This is a genomic window from Candidatus Hydrothermales bacterium (assembly GCA_039630235.1).
Taxonomy (GTDB): Bacteria; Hydrothermota; Hydrothermia; order Hydrothermales; family JAJRUZ01; genus JBCNVI01.
This window is the reverse complement of record JBCNVI010000001.1, coordinates 40776-59655: the sequence shown is the minus strand read 5'-3', so window position 1 is coordinate 59655 and position 18880 is coordinate 40776. Positions and strand designations below refer to the sequence as shown.

The 18880-nt window shown below is 31.8% G+C and carries 16 protein-coding genes; 4 read left to right on the top strand and 12 right to left on the bottom strand.

Annotated features, from left to right (window positions below; translation table 11 throughout):
- The first annotated feature begins 37 nt into the window (after positions 1 to 37).
- On the top strand, positions 38 to 625 hold the full coding sequence (locus tag ABDH49_00250) for a YqaA family protein (GenBank protein ID MEN3045409.1): 588 nt from the start codon (positions 38 to 40) through the stop codon (positions 623 to 625).
- Between the two features lie 18 nt (positions 626 to 643).
- On the opposite strand, the gene ABDH49_00245 is transcribed toward ABDH49_00250, so the two are convergent.
- From ABDH49_00245 to mtnA, 10 genes are read right to left on the bottom strand one after another with little or no spacing between them, the layout of a single operon-like run.
- Positions 644 to 1507, bottom strand: a complete 864-nt coding sequence (locus ABDH49_00245) for a hypothetical protein (GenBank protein MEN3045408.1) — start codon at positions 1505 to 1507, stop codon at positions 644 to 646.
- Positions 1508 to 1515: 8 nt separating this feature from the next.
- Entirely contained in the window at positions 1516 to 2577 is a 1062-nt protein-coding gene (locus ABDH49_00240; protein ID MEN3045407.1) for an energy transducer TonB, read from the bottom strand.
- Positions 2574 to 3008 (bottom strand): biopolymer transporter ExbD, encoded by a 435-nt coding sequence (locus tag ABDH49_00235; protein ID MEN3045406.1) that lies wholly within the window; start codon positions 3006 to 3008, stop codon positions 2574 to 2576. Before ABDH49_00235 ends, ABDH49_00240 begins: the two co-directional genes overlap by 4 nt.
- The gene (locus ABDH49_00230) at positions 3009 to 3431 is read right to left on the bottom strand and encodes a biopolymer transporter ExbD (protein MEN3045405.1); all 423 of its coding nucleotides are present in this window, start codon (positions 3429 to 3431) and stop codon (positions 3009 to 3011) included.
- Positions 3428 to 4072 carry a MotA/TolQ/ExbB proton channel family protein gene (locus ABDH49_00225; protein ID MEN3045404.1) on the bottom strand — a complete coding sequence of 215 codons (645 nt, stop codon included), beginning with the start codon at positions 4070 to 4072 and terminating at the stop codon, positions 3428 to 3430. Before ABDH49_00225 ends, ABDH49_00230 begins: the two co-directional genes overlap by 4 nt.
- 31 nt (positions 4073 to 4103) lie before the next feature.
- Entirely contained in the window at positions 4104 to 6890 is a 2787-nt protein-coding gene (locus ABDH49_00220) for a tetratricopeptide repeat protein (GenBank protein MEN3045403.1), read from the bottom strand.
- Positions 6887 to 8167, bottom strand: a complete 1281-nt coding sequence (locus tag ABDH49_00215; protein ID MEN3045402.1) for a PorV/PorQ family protein — start codon at positions 8165 to 8167, stop codon at positions 6887 to 6889. The genes ABDH49_00220 and ABDH49_00215 overlap by 4 nt, the downstream gene beginning before the upstream one ends.
- Positions 8161 to 9891 (bottom strand): FlgD immunoglobulin-like domain containing protein, encoded by a 1731-nt coding sequence (locus ABDH49_00210; protein ID MEN3045401.1) that lies wholly within the window; start codon positions 9889 to 9891, stop codon positions 8161 to 8163. The genes ABDH49_00215 and ABDH49_00210 overlap by 7 nt, the downstream gene beginning before the upstream one ends.
- Complete coding sequence (locus ABDH49_00205; GenBank protein ID MEN3045400.1) at positions 9888 to 10148, bottom strand: Lrp/AsnC ligand binding domain-containing protein; 261 nt, start codon at positions 10146 to 10148, stop codon at positions 9888 to 9890. The genes ABDH49_00210 and ABDH49_00205 overlap by 4 nt, the downstream gene beginning before the upstream one ends.
- Positions 10149 to 11171, bottom strand: a complete 1023-nt coding sequence (gene mtnA / locus ABDH49_00200; GenBank protein ID MEN3045399.1) for an S-methyl-5-thioribose-1-phosphate isomerase — start codon at positions 11169 to 11171, stop codon at positions 10149 to 10151.
- 48 nt (positions 11172 to 11219) lie between these two features.
- On the opposite strand from mtnA, the gene ABDH49_00195 reads away from it, so the two are divergent.
- Positions 11220 to 11864, top strand: a complete 645-nt coding sequence (locus ABDH49_00195) for a hypothetical protein (protein MEN3045398.1) — start codon at positions 11220 to 11222, stop codon at positions 11862 to 11864.
- Positions 11849 to 13030, top strand: coding sequence for a hypothetical protein (locus ABDH49_00190; GenBank protein MEN3045397.1), 1182 nt, complete (start codon positions 11849 to 11851; stop codon positions 13028 to 13030). The genes ABDH49_00195 and ABDH49_00190 overlap by 16 nt, the downstream gene beginning before the upstream one ends.
- Here the strand turns inward: ABDH49_00190 and ABDH49_00185 are convergent.
- Positions 13027 to 16041 (bottom strand): translocation/assembly module TamB domain-containing protein, encoded by a 3015-nt coding sequence (locus ABDH49_00185; GenBank protein MEN3045396.1) that lies wholly within the window; start codon positions 16039 to 16041, stop codon positions 13027 to 13029. The genes ABDH49_00190 and ABDH49_00185 overlap by 4 nt on opposite strands.
- 24 nt (positions 16042 to 16065) lie before the next feature.
- Here ABDH49_00185 and guaB point away from each other — a divergent pair, with 24 nt between their 5' ends.
- Positions 16066 to 17523 carry an IMP dehydrogenase gene (gene guaB / locus ABDH49_00180; protein MEN3045395.1) on the top strand — a complete coding sequence of 486 codons (1458 nt, stop codon included), beginning with the start codon at positions 16066 to 16068 and terminating at the stop codon, positions 17521 to 17523.
- Here guaB and ABDH49_00175 read toward each other — a convergent pair.
- Complete coding sequence (locus ABDH49_00175) at positions 17510 to 18820, bottom strand: hypothetical protein (protein MEN3045394.1); 1311 nt, start codon at positions 18818 to 18820, stop codon at positions 17510 to 17512. The two genes, guaB and ABDH49_00175, sit on opposite strands and share 14 nt — an antisense overlap.
- Positions 18821 to 18880 lie beyond the last annotated feature (60 nt).

Genomic DNA, 18880 nt, shown 5'->3' with positions numbered 1-18880 from the left:
TTTAAAAAATTCATTATATAAGTTATAATACTTTCTAATGTTTAGATTATCAAAGAGGTTATATGATTGGGTTTTAAGTTGGGCATACAAAAAGGAGGGAGCCTTTGCGCTTTGCTTTTTTTCATCTATTGAATCCATCTTTTTTCCAGTTCCACCTGATCCCCTACTTATGGCTTTAAGCCTTGGTAATAGGGAGAAAGCCCTATATTTTGCCTTTCTATGTTCTATATGTTCAGTTCTTGGGGGATTAATCGGTTATATAATTGGTTTTTACTTTTGGGAATTGACAAAAGAATTCTTCTTTAATTATGTTTTTTCTGTTAGTGCTTTTGAGAGGGTCTCGGATCTTTACCATAGAAATTCTTTTTTTGCGATTTTTACAGCAGGTTTTACACCTATTCCGTACAAGGTTTTTACAATTTCTGCCGGTGTCTTCAAAATTAACATATTTATATTTCTTATAGCCTCTTTAATTTCAAGGAGCTCCAGATTCTTCATTATAGCGTTGCTCATTAAAATTTTCGGAGAAAAAATTAAAAATTTCATAGATAAATACTTCAACCTTTTAACTATCTTATTTATTATTCTTCTTGTAGGAGGCTTTATTATTTTAAAAAGGGTTTAGCAGCAGAAGCCCTTAATTTTACAAGATTTTGAAATCTACTCTTGAGGTTTCGTAACCAGTTCTCTTAAAAAAGCCCTCCACGTATATTACTTTTCCTTTCGGTATCTTTAAATTTTCTCTTAGGTATTTTACAAGATTCTCATATCTTTTCTTCGTAAGTTCTGGATTTTGACCGTAAACAATTACTTCCACCTTAACTTTTGCCTTCTCTTTTATTATACTTAGCGACTCTTCAAGTAGCTCAGCCTTTTTTATTTTATCTGATTTTTCTTCAAAAATTTCGTTTCCATCAACAGATATTATGAAGTTAACACCATCTTGCCAAAGTATACCTGATAGCTTTATCGGCTTTTCTGGTGTCCTTGAAATATTCCCGGCTTCATCCTCTGCTTCTGCTGTATAAAAATATGGCAGACTCACATCAAGAACTTCGCCCTTTTCATTCCTTCCATCCCATACTATCTTTGAGGGCGGTTCATCTTCCCCAGAAAAAACTCTAAAAATTTTGCCTTTTCCATCTAATATTGTTAGCTTCCATTTCTTTAAATCTCGACCATAAAAGGGATAAAATATGCCAACTTCACCCAATACAATACTTCTAAGCCAGGGTTTCCTAAGCTCTTCAGATGATAGTGAAGGTAAGGGTGGTTTTATTTTCCCTTTTCCAAATCTTTGATCAAAAATATAACCCTTACTTTTAAATTGCTCGTAAGCAGCATCTAAAAGATCAAAGTTAAGCTTCCATATCGGTTTTCTTTCTTCGATTTTTCCTTTATACTTAGCCTTAATTTCAACTTCCTGCTGAGGTGGTTGGGACTCCTGTGCCGACAAATATAAATTTAAAAGAAATAAAAGAAAACTAAAACTTATTAAATTCTTCATATTCTCAATCATTCAAGAATAAATCTAAAAGTTATGTAACCTGATTGTATCGTCTTGTTATCACCAGGTAATGCCTCAAATTTCCAAGCAAGGACAGAATTTTTTACAATATTGTCCCAGTTTGGATAACCACTTGTTCCCACAACAAGTACATTTTTTCTCACAGTTCCATCCGGTTCTACTTCTATTTTTACTGTAATAACAGCCTCAACTCCTCTTTCTGCTGCCCAAGATGGATAAAAAGGCAAAACTTTTGTAATTATTTTCCTCCCAGCTATGGAACCTGAAATTTCAACCTCTATTTTTTTCTCTCTTTTTTTAGTTTCAGGCCTAACTGTAACAGAAGGAGAAGATAAGGTAGTTGGAGGCGGGGGCGGTGGTTCCTCCATTTTAACTTTTAATTCTACTCTTTGGCTACCAGAGGCACCACTACCACCTCCAGGACCCCATGGAGCAAGACCACCTTGCCCAAGGCCACTTTCTGCAACCTGTCTAGAAATATCGACAGTTGGTTTATAAGCTGGTCTTTTAAGAATTTCTGATGTAGGAACTCCTTGTCCGACAACTATATCTACTCCTATTCCCGTTTCTTCAAAGCTTAGAGATTTTATATCAATCCTTGCTTGAGGACCTATATCTTCAGTAACAGATTTAATTTCGATGTTTTTCAGAGGAACAATTGGTGCAGGTTCGATAGGTAAATTCTTTGATATTTCTATTTTCGGTATGTCAATTTTTTGTTTTATATTTATATTTGTTATAGGTGGCGGTTTTTCTATTGTTCTCTGAATTGCTGCAAAGAGATTAGGCTTATGCCTAACTTCCGGACCTGGTCTTTTTTCCTCCTCTTTTTTTACGGTTTCTCTTTTTTCTTCTAACTTTTTCCTTCTAACTTCTTCTTCTAATAGTGTTACTGAAAGTGATGAAGTTTCTGTGTAGATACCTTGTCTCAAAAGTAGAAGTAATAAAATTAGTGCATGAACTACCAAAGAAGTAATAAGTCCTGTATGATTCGAATATTTAGGAGTTTTATATACATACTTATAAGCTTTTGATGTCGAAAATTTCATCTTTTTTTTCTTGTCCCAAATGCAATTTTTGAGAAACCTTCTTTATCTTCTAAAATTAACTCTGAATTCATTTTTTTTATATCAGAAAGAACTCTCATCACAATACCATGTGGTGTTTCTTTGTCTGCCCTTATAAGAAGCATCCTGTATGGGTCTTTTATTGCTTCCTCCTTTAAAGCCTTTATATATTGATCCCATTTTATAATATACCCGTTTATTGCAAGATTTTCACCTTTTTCATCTATGTCAAGAGTAACAACATCTGCTCCCCTTGGCTCAACTGTTTCTACGTCTGGCAAAATTACCCTGAAAGGCGGCTGTTTTATTGCAAGATACGATGTAACAAGCATAAGTGTAATGAGTAAAGTAAAAGCAACGTCTGTCAAGGGCGTTACGTTAACCTTTGCGAATTCACCTCTATCATCGCTCATTTACTTTACCCTCCTTAATAAAGCAACCTCTCTTGCCCCTTTTTGTTTTGCGAGATCTATTATTTCAACAACCTTCCCATGCTCCACTTCAGAATCTGCACTGACTAAAACAAGTCCTGTAGCACTTCTTAACATTAGCTCAGGTAGTAGTGAATCAAGTTTTTTTTGATCAACTAACTCTTCATTTAATAGGATTTGTCCGTTTGATAAAAGATGAATGTTAACTTTAAATTCTGTCTTTTGTTCCTCGCCAACTACTTGAGGTGCCTTTTTAACTCTTGGGGAAGTAACAGTTAACCAGGTCTGAAAAATTTGTGTTGCTCCAGTTACAAATATTAAAACAAGAATAAGAGCAACACTTATAGCTGGAGTTAAATCAACTTCAAACCCTGTATCCCTTAATATTCTTCTTTTTTTCCTCATGGAACCTTTTCTTTTTGTTCTTTAACATATACCATAAAATTCATGATTTCCTCAGCTGAAACTTCTATTCTAGCCATAAGATGGTCTATCTTGTTTCTAAAATAGTTATACATTATTGCGCAGGGAACTGCAATCATAATTCCAAGAGCCGTTGTTAAAAGGGCAATTGCCACACCTTCCATCATTGCCTCAGGGCCAACTGCAGCTCCCTTTTGTGCAACTGCATAAAAAGCCTGAATTATACCCACAACTGTTCCTAAAAGTCCAAGTAAAGGAGCAATATAACTTATTGTTCCAAGAACATTCAATTTTTTTCCAAGTTCAAGCCTCGTCAGCATTAAAGCACTCTCAAGAATAGATTCTAAAACCTCTTTTGGATAGTGAATATTCTCTGCAAGTAAATTTACGATTTTGGCAAAAGGTCTATTTAAAGCAGAAGAAAAGGCCTTTAATTCTTCGAACCTTCCCTTTTCTATAAGAATCTTCGTTCTCTCAATTATCTTTCGCTCTTCTTTTTCAGATATTTTCATATAGGCAATGAGTCTATCGATAATTGCCCATAACGCAAAAATCGAGGAAATCTCAAGCACAAGCATGAAAGGATTTAAAGCTAATTTTAAAATTGGTTGTCCCAATATCATATTTAAACGTCAGATTTTTAGAGATTAGAACTCATTTACCCTTCAAAATACTTGCCCTTGAAAGGGCATCATTTTTTATATTTTGATCAGTTGTTATCTGAGCAATAGCTTCATAAATAGCCGCAGCACTTTTATTATCACCCTTTAACTGATAAAGATTTGCAAGAGTATATAGTCCCCTTATTCTATAAGGATCATCTATATCTCCAAATTTTAAAAGGGATAAATAATAGTTTATTGCCCTATCTGGTTGACCTAACTTATTATACGCTTCACCTAAAAGATAATAATATCTTGTGGCATACTCTTCTGTTGGTGAAGTCTCCTCTAAAATCTTAATGCTTTCTCTTAGTTTCCCTAAATTTAACAAAACCTCAGCCTTAAGAATTATTCCTTCTTTAGCTTGTGGACTTGAAGAATAATTTGAGATTAGTCTATCTAGTACTTCGTTTGCTTTAGCGTATTCCTCTATTTGTATTAAACCTTGTGCTTCAGCTTTTAACATAACAGGTACTTCCTCATGTTTAGGAAAGTATTGAACAAACTTTTCTGCCTCTTCAGCCATTGCCTTAAAGTTGTTTAACGCACCATATGAAGCGACAACAACCTTTTGTGCCTCTGGTGCATTTATAGAAGAGGGAAAAAGAAGTATTACCTTTTTCGCCTTTTCAATTGCTTCATCGTATTTTTTTTCGTTATAAAGTTTTACTGCTTCTCTATAGAGCTGCTGTGCAAGAAGTTCACTTTCTGGAAACTCCTTTGCAAACTCCTCTAGCCTTTCCGGCTCCTTTTCAAGTTTAAAATAGTAAACCTGCTCTAAGAGAGATTTCGCATCTTTTACAAGGGTGTCTTCAGGAAATAAATACAAAAACTTCTTTATAATATCCCTCGCATTATCATAGTCTTTCATAGTGTAATAGGTTGACGCTAACCTTAGATACCCTTCTTTTACAAACTTATTTTCTGGATACTGTTCAAGCAAAATTTTAAAATAAGATACGGCTTTATCTAGTTCTCCTGCCCTAAAGTAAGTATCACCTAGCCAGTAAGCTGCGTAACCTGCATAATCTGTGGCAGGGTATTCTGATAAAACAGCTTCCCATTCTTGGACTGCGTTACCATAAAGATTTGCCTTTGCAAAAGCATCTCCAGCATAAAACAAAGCAGCAGGTGCAAGTTCACTATAAGGATAAAGCCTCACTACTTCTTTGAAAGTAAAGGCAGCATTTTTGAATCTTTCCTCTTTTTGAGATTGATCTGCTATAAAAGCACAAGAGTTGTATATTGCAACTGCTTTACCAAAGATCGAAGATATAAGAGCAAATGTATCCCTTTGATAGGAACTAATTACTACATCAAATTTCTGAATGGCACTCTCAAATCTTTCGCTTTCAAGATAGCTCCATCCAAGACCGTTGAAGACCTCCGGCATAATATCAGAGTCTCCACTCTCGATCAACTCTTCGTAATATTTTATAGCATTTTGCAAGTCTCCCTCTTGATAATAAGCCTCTGCTAACATTAATTTTATTCTGTTTATCCACTTTTCTCTGTAACTTTGAGACAGGTCATTCTCGGTTGCCCTATAGGAGCTATTAATTTCTCTTTTGAGAAATTCTTCACCCCTTAGTATTGCCTCTTTTGTTTGTCTTGTATCAATCATACATTTTAAAAGTAAAACGTATGCTGCAAAGATTATATGAGATTTAGGATAATATTTTATGAGGTTCTCCAGTTGAAACTGTGCCTCTAATGTTCTCTTATTTTTATAGAGAATACTTGCGGCAAGATAATCACCTATCCCTGCAAATTCACCAGTTACATAGGTATTTGAAAGTTGCTTAAAAACTATTAAAGCTCCTTCCTGATCTCCAGTTAAAATGTATGTTTTTCCAAGTTCTATATGAGCCAAAGGAGCAGAACCTACGTGAGGAAAATCAAAAGCTGATTTTAAAAGAAATTTAATTGATTTTTCATAGTCCCCCATTTCTCTTAATGCTATCCCACCCATCAAATATGAATGAGAAACTAAGATTTCATCGGGATGTCCAAGTAGAGCGTTAAAATATGTTAGTGCCTGAGATGGTAAGCCAAGGTGAAGATAGCAAACTCCTATTTTGTATTTCGCATAATCAACAAGGGAGGAAGTACCAAATTGTTCTATGAATTTCTGGTATAAACTTAAAGCTCCAGTAAAGTCGTTATTAATAAAAAGAGCTTCTGCTGATTCATAAGCTGCATACTCTGCAAGGGGTGTAAGAGGATAAAGCATCTGAACTCTTTTAAATTCTCTTAAAGCCTCAACTGGTCTTTTAAGCCTTGCAAGAGCCAAAGCCTTATAAAAAATACCAACCCCTGAAATTGCATTTTTTAATTTTTCATAACTACTCTCATATATTGTCTGAGTAAAATAATAAATCCCCTGACCCTCATTTATCCTTATATCATTTGCATAAGAGGGAAACTCTTTTATTTTTTCAACTAAATAGAATTTAGCTTTATCATGGTGATTAAGGGCTAAGTGAACCACACCTAATGCATAAAGAACTTCTGGATAAAGGTAAGTTTTATGAGTCTTAGACTCTAAATCCTCAAAAACTTTTAAAGCCTTTTCATACTCTCCCATGTTAAAGTAACACTCCCCTATCCTATAGAGAATTTCGTTTTTCATCTCTTTGCTTAAATTTGTTTTAAGCGCCCTATTGTAAAGACTAATAGCCTCTTCGTAAAGTCCCTCACGGAATACAAGTTCTGCATCCTCGATCAATTTAATTTCTTGCGGTGAAAATAAAATACCTATAAAAAAGAGATAAATCATTTTACTTCTTCCTCCTTTTTTTCTTCCTCAACTTCTTCTTTTTCCACCTTTTCTCTATAGAAAATCTCGCCTTTTGGTCCTATGGTCCTTACTTCAGCAAGAAAACCCGTATCTATTAGTACACTACCATCTTTTTGAACAACTCGAAATTCATAATAATAAAGGCCATCTTGAACTAGTATACCAAGGTCGTCTCTTCCGTCCCATAAAATTTCTCTAGGTGTCTCCCCAAAATCCTTATAAACCTTTTTAACTTCACCTTTATAGTCCTTTATTAAAAATTGCCATCTTTCAACTTCTTTTTTTGCCTGAGTAAAAAGATCAATCCTTAGTATGTTATTCTCTGGGGATCTTGGAGAAAAAACTCTTGTGTGGGGGGTCACTTCTACTCTAAATCCGGCAAATTGGAAATATAAAGTAATAAAACCAGTAAAGGGAAATAAATTATTGCTCTCATAGTGATAAGAACCTCCCACATCAATTCCTATTTTTTTACCCGGAAGTTTAAGGTAAACTCCGGATCCAGCTGTGAAACTGTATTTAGTTATCCCTATTCTTACAGAGAAAACATCAATTGGAGTATACTCAACTCCTAAAGAGTAATGGTTTTCATTCCATTCGTTTACACTGTAAAAATCTAAGAGTAAATTGAATTTTCCCTCAAAAAAGCTTGATAGTGCTCCTGCTCTTATTGTCAATGGAATTTTTTCTGATTCTTCTATTAATTTATAAGGGACATTAAGTAAATTTAAGAAGGATACCCCTATTTTTAATACATTTTGTGGAAGGAAAATAAAACCTAGATCAAATGCATGACCCACTGAAGAAAATCTTGATATTGATTTATAAAGTAACTTGTAAGAAAATCCAAAATCAAAATAATTTGAAAATTCTCTCGCATAAGTTAAAAAAAGTGCTGATTCAAAATGCACAAAATTTCCTCCAAACTTATTCTCAGGATCAGTGATTTTTGTTTTACCTGAATTCATGAATAAAAAACCACAACCAAAGTTACCTATTTTTTTCGTTGGTCTTACATATCCTATCCATCCGTAATTACCTCCTAAGGGTAAAAAACTTTGAGAAAATTGAATTTCCTGTGGATTTGATTCAGCAATTCCTGAGGGATTGAAGTATATAGAGGCAGGGTCGCCAACAAAGGCTGTATATGCTGAACCTAAGGCAAAGGATTTAGCAGAGGGCGAATATAACATAAAAGAGCCTGGCATACCCCAGGCTCCTAATATTAAAAATTTTAATAAAGTTAAAATTACCATATTACTGAAATATTTTTTGTTTTCTTATAAATTGTTCTTGCACCCTTTACAGCATTAAAAATCAAAATGTAAGAACCGCTTGAAACCTTCTTTCCTGAATCATTTCTTCCATCCCACGCTATTTTATGTTTTCCGGTAGATAGTAAGGGAAACTTAAATTTCCTGACAGGGTGTCCAAAAGGATCGTAAATAAAGATCTCTACATCAGATGGCTCAGGTAGATAAAATTCAATGTAAAGCATATCATACTTTACACCAGTATATTTTACGTTTCCAAAGGGATTCGGATAGACTAAAAGAGTTTCGCCAGCTGAAAAACTATTTACAAATATCGGTTCCGAAAAGAAAGGAGCCGTTCCTATTTCATCGATAACTTTGATTGAAATTTCCTCTACAGGAATAGTTGTACAGTACCTTAAATAGACATCTAAAATTCCTTGAGTTAAATTAAAAACTGTATCAGATAGAAAACCCTTAGATCTCTGATTTCTATTGGATGCTAAAACTGGAATTAAAAAAACCCTGTGATTTGAATTAGCTTGTAATCCTGAAGCATCGTAGTACCTTAAAATAAATCTAAAAAGTTGAGTACAAGAAAGAATTGTATCTGGATCTATTGTAATATTATAGAAGTTACCCCTTATATCCACAAGTTCTCTGCTACTTTCGATATAAAAGTCTTTATCACTTAGGTAACACGAATAAAGTCCAGAAGAGGTTATATTAACGATAATAGTATCTCTTCCGTCTTTTAAGCTTACGGTTTCAGGTATAACACTACTTCCTTGAGGAAGAGGGGTTTCAAAATTTAGAGATACTCTTAGGTTATTTCCGGCTACCCTATTATAGTATCTATCGCAAGCAAGAGCTTCAAGCCAAAAACTTAATCCCGAAGGATGCGGTTTAAATTTTGAAATTTTTCCGACTATTTCATTTCCAGGATCAAAAATCTCTCCTTGTATTATACCTAAAGAATCCCAATACTCAAGAATTAAGAGCTTGGAATAGTCACCAGCCCTTACATGAAAAAAGGGGGAATTTACGTTATATCTTGCAGTATCTCCCTTAAAATTTGAATTAGAGGGGATACCATACAAAACTCTTTTGTCATTTGGTGATAATTGGTAAGGAATTGTTGCTCTTTTGAAGATAACCTCTATGTCTTTTGAAGTTTCACCTGGAAGAAAATAAATTGGATTTTGAACTATAGCATAAGGATCATCTGTTTTCACGTTTACGCTTAAAGTATCTGAATAGGGACTTTCGTTATAAAAGATATCAGTTAATTTAATGTTAAATTTTATACGCTCTCCTACAGGAAAAATTGGAAGTGAAATAGAACTTCTTCCCCTATTTATGCTATCACCAGCTAAATGAATCTGAGTATTAAATAGGATAAGAATTCTACTTGGCGATTTTGGATTAGCAGTAAAAGCATTACTATAGGCATTTCCAGGAGTTCCTGCAACGTAAATTGAATCTCTACCAGCTTTCAAAATTCTATGTAAACCTTGATAAACGCCTCCTATTATATTACCAGTGTTAGGATGAACCAGATTTGCACTGTTAGCTAAAAAGAAAGATATGGGCCCGTCCCTATCAGCTGTAATTGAAATAGTCACATAGTCACCAACTGTAAAAGTAGAGGGAGTAACCTTAAAACTTGTAATTGCTGCTAAAAGATAAATATTAAAAGACGCTAAAATTAAAAGAAATTTTTTCATTTTTCTAAATATTTATAGGTTCTAAAGGCCATTAGTGTTTGAGTTTCAACTATTCCAGGTATCTTTTGAATTTCTTCTGCAATTATATCTCCCAATCTTTCATAACTTTCTGTTTCGATAATGGCAAGTACATCGAAAGGCCCCGTTATCATGAATATTTCTCTTACCTCATTTATATTATAAAGTTTTTGAGCAACTGCAGGAACCTTTCCAATTTGGACTTTTATTAGAACAAAAGCATAATGTCTATTTGGCATTTAAAAAAGCTCCCTTTTTTCATCACGGAATTGAACCGTTTCTAGTTCTTGGGGGCTAAAATTGCCCATGTCCGTAATTATCATTTTTATAAGAAATGGAGGAGTTAAGTCAAATGAATAGTACATGACATCAAAATTTTGTGGAATCCATTTTGTTTTACCCCAACCTCTTACTTCATCACCACTTCTTTCCTCTAGTTTTATACCCTCTTCTCCTTTTGCGCTTAAATCAATAGTTGATATTGGTGATGCTACGTAAAATGGGATACCAAACTCCTTTGCTGAAATTGCTATAGATAGTGTTCCTATTTTATTTGCCAAATAACCATCCATAGTTATTCTATCAGCACCTACTATTACAGCATCGACCATGCCTTTTTTCATTAATAAAGCTGCTTCTGCATCAAGAATAATTTTAAAGGGTATGTTTAACTTAGAGAGTTCATAGGAGGTTAACCTTGCACCCTGAAAGTAGGGTCTTGTTTCTGTTACATAAACCATTTCGACTATTTCTCTTGATTTATAGATAACTCCCAAAGCAGTACCAATTCCTCCTGTTGCTAATTTTCCTGTATTACAATGAGTTAAAATTCTTTTATGATTTTTTTCTTTGAAAACTTTAAAACCGTTCTCACCAACTCTTTCACACCTCAACTTTTCTCTCTCAAAAATATTTTCTACTTCTTTTTCAAGATCACTATATCCTGCTCCCTTTTTTATTAATCCTTCTAAAATTGAAAGTGTATAGTTGAGATTATAGGGGGTCTTTCTCAGCAAAAGCAGCTCTTCTTTCATTTTATAAAAATTCTCTAATTTAAATTTTTTTCTTATGCCTAGCAAAATCCCGTAGGCTCCTGCTATTCCAATTAAGGGAGCTCCTCTTAGTATCATATTCTTAATTGCAATTTTTACATCATTAAAGTTTCTTGCAATAAAGTATTTTTCTTTAAATGGGATCTTTCTCTGATCTAAAATAAAAAGTCTATCTTTATTAAAAATTAAGGGCTCTGGTATAATTTCCATAGAGATACTAATTTGATTATAAAGTTCTTTTGAGCTTAAAATCAATTAATGCTCTATCTGACTTTTGTAATACAAATGCTATCAAGCGCCGAGAAAATCATATATTATGAAGTCCCGTCAAAATTTATTCCTTATATTTCGAACTCAAAAGCTTATCTTATAAATGAGGATTATAAAATAAAAAGAGGAGATATTTTAACTATTGTTTTTTTTGGGACCTATAATCAAGTTTACATGCAACAGGTAACGCACACTGGTGAAATATGGATAATAACAACACCTACCTCTTTGAAATTTTCAAATGTACCAATTTCAGAGATAAGTGGACCGAATCTTGGATTTTTTAAAGTGAGTGGTAAAAAAATAAAAGAGGTAGAAAAAGAAATAAATGAGGTAATTAAGAAAAAATTTGAGGGCACGGAAATTAGAGTGTTTGTAACAGAAACAGCCCCCATTGAAGTTCATGTTGTAGGAAATTTGGAAAAGCCTGGTGTCTATTACACTGATGGGATGAAAAGATTATCCGAATTTTTGAAAGAAGTAATTTCAAAAAAAGTTGAAAAAATTATTTTAAAAAGAGAAAATCAGGTTGACACTTTAGAATTACAAAAATATTTCGAAAATGGGGACCTTACACAAAATCCCTTTCTCCTTGATGGAGACGTTATAATAATACCATGGAATTCAAAATAATCTTTGAAATTTTCTTAAAATGGAGAAAACTCTTTTATAAATTTTTTATAATTTCAACCCTTTTTGTTATAGTTTTAACATTTTTAATACCACAGAAATACATTATATCCACAATAATAATGCCTTACAAAGCTGAACCAATACATAGTGAAACCCTACCCTCGGAGTATTTGACTTTGCTCCAACTTATGCCGGTAAGTTATGGTGTTTATATAACTCCCTCCGATATACTAGCTTCACTTTCAGAGGAAAGCGGAATTCTCTCTCCAGTGATAGAAAAATTTGGCCTAATTGAAACTTTAAAGGCAGAGGATATGGATGAGGCTTTAAAGAAGTTCAGAGAATTTTATAAAGTAAGTATTCAAAAAAGTGGAATGATTAACATAAGCCTAATCTATAAAAATCCCTTAACTGGAGTAAAGATTTTAAATGAAATTTTAAATAATCTTGAAAATTTTATAAAGAAAATCCATAACCAATTCTATGAAAAGAGAGAAAACTTACTGAAAGAAAGATTTTTTCTTGTTGAAAAACAGCTAAAAGCTGTAGAAGACACTTATAAAACGCTAAAATTAAAATACGGTGTTCACAACGTAGAAGAAGAATTTAACAATATTTTTCCCAAATATGCAGAATTAAAGAAAGAGGAGATTGAAGCTGAGATAGACTATAAAACTATGCTCGCAGTAATAAAAGACACAAACGATATTGAGTTAAAAAGACTAAAAAAAAGATATTTAGAGCTAAAAAAAGAAATTGAAGCTATAGAAAACAGGAACATAAAAGGAGGATTTGGAGCAGGATTTGGTTCATCTTTGTCGATGGTTCCTGAAATTAGCGTAGAACTTGCTCGTCTTTGGAGAAAAATTGAGTCTCTCTCTGAAATTTACAAAAACCTTCTTAGTGAGCTTGAAAATACAAAAATTGAGGCTTCGCGAGATATACCCTTTTTTAGTATTGTTTCAAAACCAGGCTACTCAAAATATAAAAAAACACCCAAAAGGAGTCACATTCTCTTAGGTGGAATCTTTATTTCCTTCTTTTTCTCTATCTCACTAATTTATATTCTTGAGTTCTTTGAAAGAGTTAGAAAAGATCAAAATCTTTCGTACCTAAGGGTATTTTTTGAAACCCTATGGAAGGATCTAAGATTCAAAAAAGATTAAAACCTTATTTCAAATTCAATACCACTTTGTAAACTTCCTTTTTCATCCTTTTCTGTATATATTGATAAACTAGGTAATAAAAAATATTTCAAAAGATACAAATTCCTTGAACGATCTACAAGAGCTTGTGAATATTTTAGGTATATGTTTTGAGTAATATATGTTCCAACAGTAAAAGTAGGATCACCTTTTAAAAGACCAGTGATCATAAGCTCTTCTACCTTTAATCTCTTTCGGATTTCTTGGGATACAGCACCCTCAATAATAGTAGATCCAAGTACTTCTTCACCTAATGTTAAAAGTCTAAGTAAATCACTCTCGCTATAAATAGGGGGATCAGAACTTAATAAAAATTGAGGACCTGAGAGTTTCCCTTTTACCTTCACAAAAATTTTTATCTTTTCTTTTTTAATAGGGTCAAAGTGTTGAGTCTCGGCTTCTACAAAAAGTTCAGGATCAAATTTTTCTTCTCCCTTTAACTCTATGTAAGAGCTTCCCTTTATGTCAAAAATTTTCCCTAAATAAAAAATATTTCCCCTTTTGACATCAAATCTACCCTTAAAAACTTTTCTTTTTAAATCTGGAGTAAAAATAGTCAAATTTCCTTTTAGTTCTGCATTTAAATATTCACTAGCTATGTAGATATTTTCACCCTTTAAGTTTAAATTTATATAAGTTTTTGAAAAATTAGTTAGGTCTTCTTTTTCAAAGTAGGGGTATATAAAGCACTTATTTACAAACAGATCCCCCTCAATATAAAGACCTCTTTGATCTTTAACGTAAATTACCTCACCATTTACATTAGCATCTATGTTCTGAACAGGATAAATTCTTACATTTATAAGTTTTATTTTTCCAGTTAAATTAAATCCTTTTTCTAGGTAGCCAAGTTTACCTACACCACTTCCCTTTATCTCTCCCTCTTCACTTAAACCTTGAAAATCATAACTAAAAGTATCATTTATAAACAAAATATAAATGTTAGTCTTTTCAAAATTCGTAACAACAGGGTAAAAAATTCCTTTTGCATTATTACAATTTAATTTAGCCGTGTATCTAAATTTTTTATCTTTACCTAAAGTTCCTATAAATCTGAAGTTATAATTTCCGTCTTCCAACTTGAAAAGTTCACGGAAAAAGATTTCGAAATCAGTTATACTAAAATTAGTGCCTGAAATTTCAAATTTTGTTTCCTCGTCTTTATGAATAAATTTTATCTCTCCTATTTTACCACTCCTTATAAAGAAACCACTTCCAATAATTGTATCTTCTTTACTTTTAAATGAAAAATCTAACGAATCAGCACCTAGGGATTTATAAAAAAAGTCCTTTAACTTTACAAAACCTCCAGAAAGCTTAAACTTCAAATCTTTATAAATTAAGTTAATTTGTGAATTTAATGTACCGACTAAATTAAATATTGGCAAATATGATAGATCTAGATTATAAATGTTTACTTTTAAAAACCCATCTTCTTTTTTTGCTTTTATATAACCGTTTAAAAATCTAAGCGAATCTAAATTTACATCAAAATAGGGATGTAAATAAATTAGACCACCTTTAATTTTTAGAATTTTTCTATTTTCTTTATTGATAAAGTAACCTTCTTCCTCAAAGTTTCCGAAAACAGGTAAATTACCATTTAAAACAAAATTTAAACTATCGAGATTTAAAAAATTTAACTTCAATATATCTAAAGAGCCTTCTAGATTTTTAAAATAGATTTTTTTAGAATGAAAATTTATGCTATTAAAACCTGCTTCTCTTTTAAAAGTGAAATTTATTGTATCTGATTTAATGTCTTTTATAAAGAGATTTTCAACTATACCTTGAGCTATTATGTCAAAATTTTTCTTTTTAATCTTTAGAATTCCTGCTCCCCTTAGATTGAAATTTCCTTCAAAATCGGGAAATCCGAATTTTTCTAAAAATTCTTTTGATAAATATACAACTTTGAAATTTACTTCCTTAAATCTACCTTTGCCATGAACTTTTAAAAAATCTGAAAAAATATGAAAAGAATCTGGCTCAAACTCTAAATCTTTACTTATCTTTCCTCTATAAAAAATTGTGTCAAATTCAAACTTTTCATATTTTAAATTTTTAAATAAAATCTCTCCAGAAAATCTCTCATTTTTTAAATCAATGTTAAATTTACTTGAAACATCTGACCTTACTTTCTCTAAATTTAACTCTCCAACTAAAAAACCTATAAATTCCTGATTTTCAAAAATAAAATTCAAATGTAAATTAACAAAATTTGAAATTATATCCATTCTATCAATTTTTAGACCGTAATCTTTAATTTTTCCTTTTATATCAATTTTGTCAAAATTATAATTTTTAAAATGAAGGTTTTTTAAAGAAAGAGCAAAACGCTCACCTTCCAAATTTCCTGAAAGACTAAAACTAAAAACCCCTGAACTCAAATTTTTCGTGAAAATTTTTAAACTCCTATCTCTTCCTAAGATAACTACTTCAGCTTTAAGATCAAAAAAAGTCGGGGAATAAAAATTAAAAGCACCCTGATAATCTTTACCCTGTAACCTAAATGAAAGTTTTAAATTCTTTATTTCATGTAAAATTCCTCTGTATTTTAATTTAATATTTTTTACATGAGCATTCTCTATGAGAAAATATACAAAATCTCTTTTTGTTCCTTTTGTATCTAAATTTACTTTCTTTTTTAAGAAATAAACTAGTGAGTCAACATCCAAACTTAGCGATTCAGCCTCAAAGTTACCCAAGTTTCTGAAAAAAAACAGTGCAAAAATATTAAAATTTGCAGAAAAATTTTTTAAGGAAAACCAATCAGTTTTTAAAGTTTTAAATTTAAATTCTGAAAAATTCAAAGTTAAATCTTTTATGTCAACTTTTTCACCAAAAAAGGACTTTGTTTTTACTATTAAATCTTTTTTTGTTTTCCAAAGAGCATAAAGATATGAGATATATATTATGGTGCTTAAAAGAAAAAAGATAGAAAATCTACCTAAAATTCTTTTGACTTTCATATTCAACTTATATTATAAATTACAATGAAAAATTTTGAAAAGGGTCTTACCTTTGATGATGTTTTAATTAAACCTGCAAAAAGTAACGTTTTACCCTATGAAACAGACTTAAAAACAAAATTTTCAAGAAATATATCCTTAAATATCCCCTTTGTTTCTGCAGCGATGGATACCGTAACAGAGTCTGAAATGGCAATTGCAATTGCCCAAGAAGGTGGAATCGGAGTTATCCATAGAAATATGTCTCCAGATGAACAAAAAGAAGAAGTCATAAAAGTAAAAAGATACGAAAGCTGGATAATAAAGGAACCAATTACACTCTCGCCAGAAGACAGAGTTGAAAAAGCAAGAGAAGTAATGGAAAAGTATAAAATCTCAGGAATTCCTATAGTCTTAGAAGACAAAACTCTTGTTGGAATTGCTACAAAAAGGGATCTCAGGTACGTAGAAAACTCACAGTTAAAATTAAAAGATGTGATGAAAAAAAACGTTATAACTGGTAGAGAAAATATTACAATTGAAGAAGCTCATAAAATTCTTATTGAAAATAGGATTGAAAAATTACCAGTTGTCGATGAGAGGGGAAAGCTCAAGGGTCTTATTACATTGAAAGATCTCTCTAAGAAAATTGAACATCCTAACGCGAATATAGACTCAAAAGGTAGACTGAGAGTTGCTGCAGCAATTGGAACCGGAGATGACTGGGAAGAAAGACTTTATAAGCTAATTGAGGCTGAAGTAGATGTAATAGTCATAGATACTGCTCACGCTCACTCAAAAAGAGTCTTAGAGATAACAAAAAAAATAAAAAGAAAAAATCTCCCCGTAGACTTGGTTGTAGGAAATATTGCCACTTCTGAAGCAGCACATGATCTTATTAAACTAGATGTAGACGGAATAAAAGTGGGGATAGGCCCTGGATCAATATGTACAACAAGAGTTGTTGCTGGTGTTGGAGTTCCACAACTTTCTGCAATTATGGAATGTTATAAAGTTTCAAGGAAATATAAAGTTCCTCTAATTGCTGATGGAGGAATCAGATACTCTGGTGACATCGTAAAAGCTCTTGCCGGTGGAGCTGATTGTGTTATGATAGGTAACCTTTTTGCTGGAACAGATGAAAGTCCTGGAGAAATAGTTATTCATGAGGGTAAAAGGTTCAAAACATATAGAGCTATGGGTTCGCTTTCCGCTATGAAAAAGGGATCACGCGATAGATACTTCCAAGATAAAGCGATAAAGTTTGTTCCAGAGGGAGTTGAAGGAATAGTTCCCTATAGGGGATCTATCAGAGATGTAATATATCAACTTGCTGGAGGAATAAGAGCTGGAATGGGCTATGTAGGTGCCAAAAACATAAAGGAGCTTAGAAAAAGGGCAAAGTTTGTTGTAATAAGTTCCTTTGGTCTCAGGGAGAGTCATCCTCACGATATAACAATTACAAAGGAGGCTCCAAACTACGAACCACCTAAATATCTCTAATTTTCCGCTGTGCTACAATAAAAAGAGCTGAGTCCTTTAAATTTTCAATAATATACTTTAAAAATTTTTTTGCCATCTCTTTATTTCCATTTTTTATTGATACATGATAACCTTCAAAATAAAGTATTGATAAAAAATTACTGTTAAAGAGCGTATCCTTTACTTCAATAAAATTTCCCTTTCTTATTTCTTTTTTTAGCAGAAAATAGTTTTTCCACTTTTCATCAATTTTCCCATTCATTTCAAAATCCTCATCTTTTTCAATTTTTTCATCATATTCTACTATAAACTTTATCTTTTCTTTTTCTTCAAATTTGATAAGATAGGATAAAAAAAGTGCCTTATAAATTTTTTCATCCTCAGGAAATCTTAAAATTGCCTGTGACAATATAGAATCTGCTCTTTCAATTTTCTCTAAAAAAATATTAATTTTTGCCCTTAATAGAAGAATTTCAAAATTGTTGAATTTTCTTAAAAGTGAATCAGCCACCCTATAATCTTCAAGAAAATAAAAGATTTTACCTAATTCAATATTTTCATTTTCCAAAATCTTAATGTTATTAACAACAATTGACTCCGCCTTAGTTTTTTTATTTGAGAAAATCAAATTATAAATTTCAGTTAATAATCTAAGCTTTTCATCCTCACACTTTTCTCTATGCCTTAGCGCCTCTTTATAATCTTCAACTTTAAGAAAAAAAGATACTTTTACACAATTATCAAAAAATTTATCTATAATTTTCTTTGAGAAAACAGGATCATTTTTATATAAAGAATAAACCAATGAATCAACTTGTCTTTTTTCTCCAAGTAGATTGTAAATCTCAACTACATACTCAAACTCCCCCCTTTTGAGAAATTCCCTTAAAAACACTGGAAAAAGCTCTTTTAAGTCTTTCTGTTTAGAATCCTCATAAATTTTTACAATATAACTTTTATCTAGCTCTGAAAGATAATCTGAAAAAATACCTAAAAAATTAGAAACATCTTTATAACTTAGAAACTCCTCCCAAAATTTACTATATTCTTTCAATTTTAAAATCGAAAATAGGTATTCTCTTGAATAAAGAGTTTTTATACCTAGCTTTTCTCTAGCTCTTTCTATCAAATATTTCACATAATAAGGAGAACTAAACTTTTCAATAGTCTTAACGATTGGAAAGGTAACAGCAGGATTTTTAAAGTATTTAAAAAGTGAATCACAAAAAGATATAAACTTTTCCTCTTTTTTTTGAACCGACAAAGCCAAAAGTAAATCAGATATATATAAAGCATTATATTTATCTTGCAGAAACATTTTATGAGAAATTTCCTCTAACTTTGAAAAATTATTTGATCTTAAATAGCTATCTCTTAG

Excerpts from the sequence above, each read along its gene's own strand:
- mtnA (MEN3045399.1), bottom strand. The coding sequence starts at position 11,171 with ATGGAAATTATACCAGAGCCCTTAATTTTTAATAAAGATAGACTTTTT.
- ABDH49_00205 (MEN3045400.1), bottom strand. The coding sequence starts at position 10,148 with ATGCCAAATAGACATTATGCTTTTGTTCTAATAAAAGTCCAAATTGGA.
- guaB (MEN3045395.1), top strand. The coding sequence starts at position 16,066 with ATGAAAAATTTTGAAAAGGGTCTTACCTTTGATGATGTTTTAATTAAA.
- ABDH49_00235 (MEN3045406.1), bottom strand. The coding sequence starts at position 3,008 with ATGAGCGATGATAGAGGTGAATTCGCAAAGGTTAACGTAACGCCCTTG.
- ABDH49_00230 (MEN3045405.1), bottom strand. The coding sequence starts at position 3,431 with ATGAGGAAAAAAAGAAGAATATTAAGGGATACAGGGTTTGAAGTTGAT.
- ABDH49_00225 (MEN3045404.1), bottom strand. The coding sequence starts at position 4,072 with ATGATATTGGGACAACCAATTTTAAAATTAGCTTTAAATCCTTTCATG.
- ABDH49_00195 (MEN3045398.1), top strand. The coding sequence starts at position 11,220 with ATGCTCTATCTGACTTTTGTAATACAAATGCTATCAAGCGCCGAGAAA.
- ABDH49_00175 (MEN3045394.1), bottom strand. The coding sequence starts at position 18,820 with ATGTTTCTGCAAGATAAATATAATGCTTTATATATATCTGATTTACTT.
- ABDH49_00215 (MEN3045402.1), bottom strand. The coding sequence starts at position 8,167 with ATGGTAATTTTAACTTTATTAAAATTTTTAATATTAGGAGCCTGGGGT.
- ABDH49_00220 (MEN3045403.1), bottom strand. The coding sequence starts at position 6,890 with ATGATTTATCTCTTTTTTATAGGTATTTTATTTTCACCGCAAGAAATT.
- ABDH49_00245 (MEN3045408.1), bottom strand. The coding sequence starts at position 1,507 with ATGAAGAATTTAATAAGTTTTAGTTTTCTTTTATTTCTTTTAAATTTA.
- ABDH49_00210 (MEN3045401.1), bottom strand. The coding sequence starts at position 9,891 with ATGAAAAAATTTCTTTTAATTTTAGCGTCTTTTAATATTTATCTTTTA.
- ABDH49_00185 (MEN3045396.1), bottom strand. The coding sequence starts at position 16,041 with ATGAAAGTCAAAAGAATTTTAGGTAGATTTTCTATCTTTTTTCTTTTA.
- ABDH49_00190 (MEN3045397.1), top strand. The coding sequence starts at position 11,849 with ATGGAATTCAAAATAATCTTTGAAATTTTCTTAAAATGGAGAAAACTC.
- ABDH49_00250 (MEN3045409.1), top strand. The coding sequence starts at position 38 with ATGTTTAGATTATCAAAGAGGTTATATGATTGGGTTTTAAGTTGGGCA.
- ABDH49_00240 (MEN3045407.1), bottom strand. The coding sequence starts at position 2,577 with ATGAAATTTTCGACATCAAAAGCTTATAAGTATGTATATAAAACTCCT.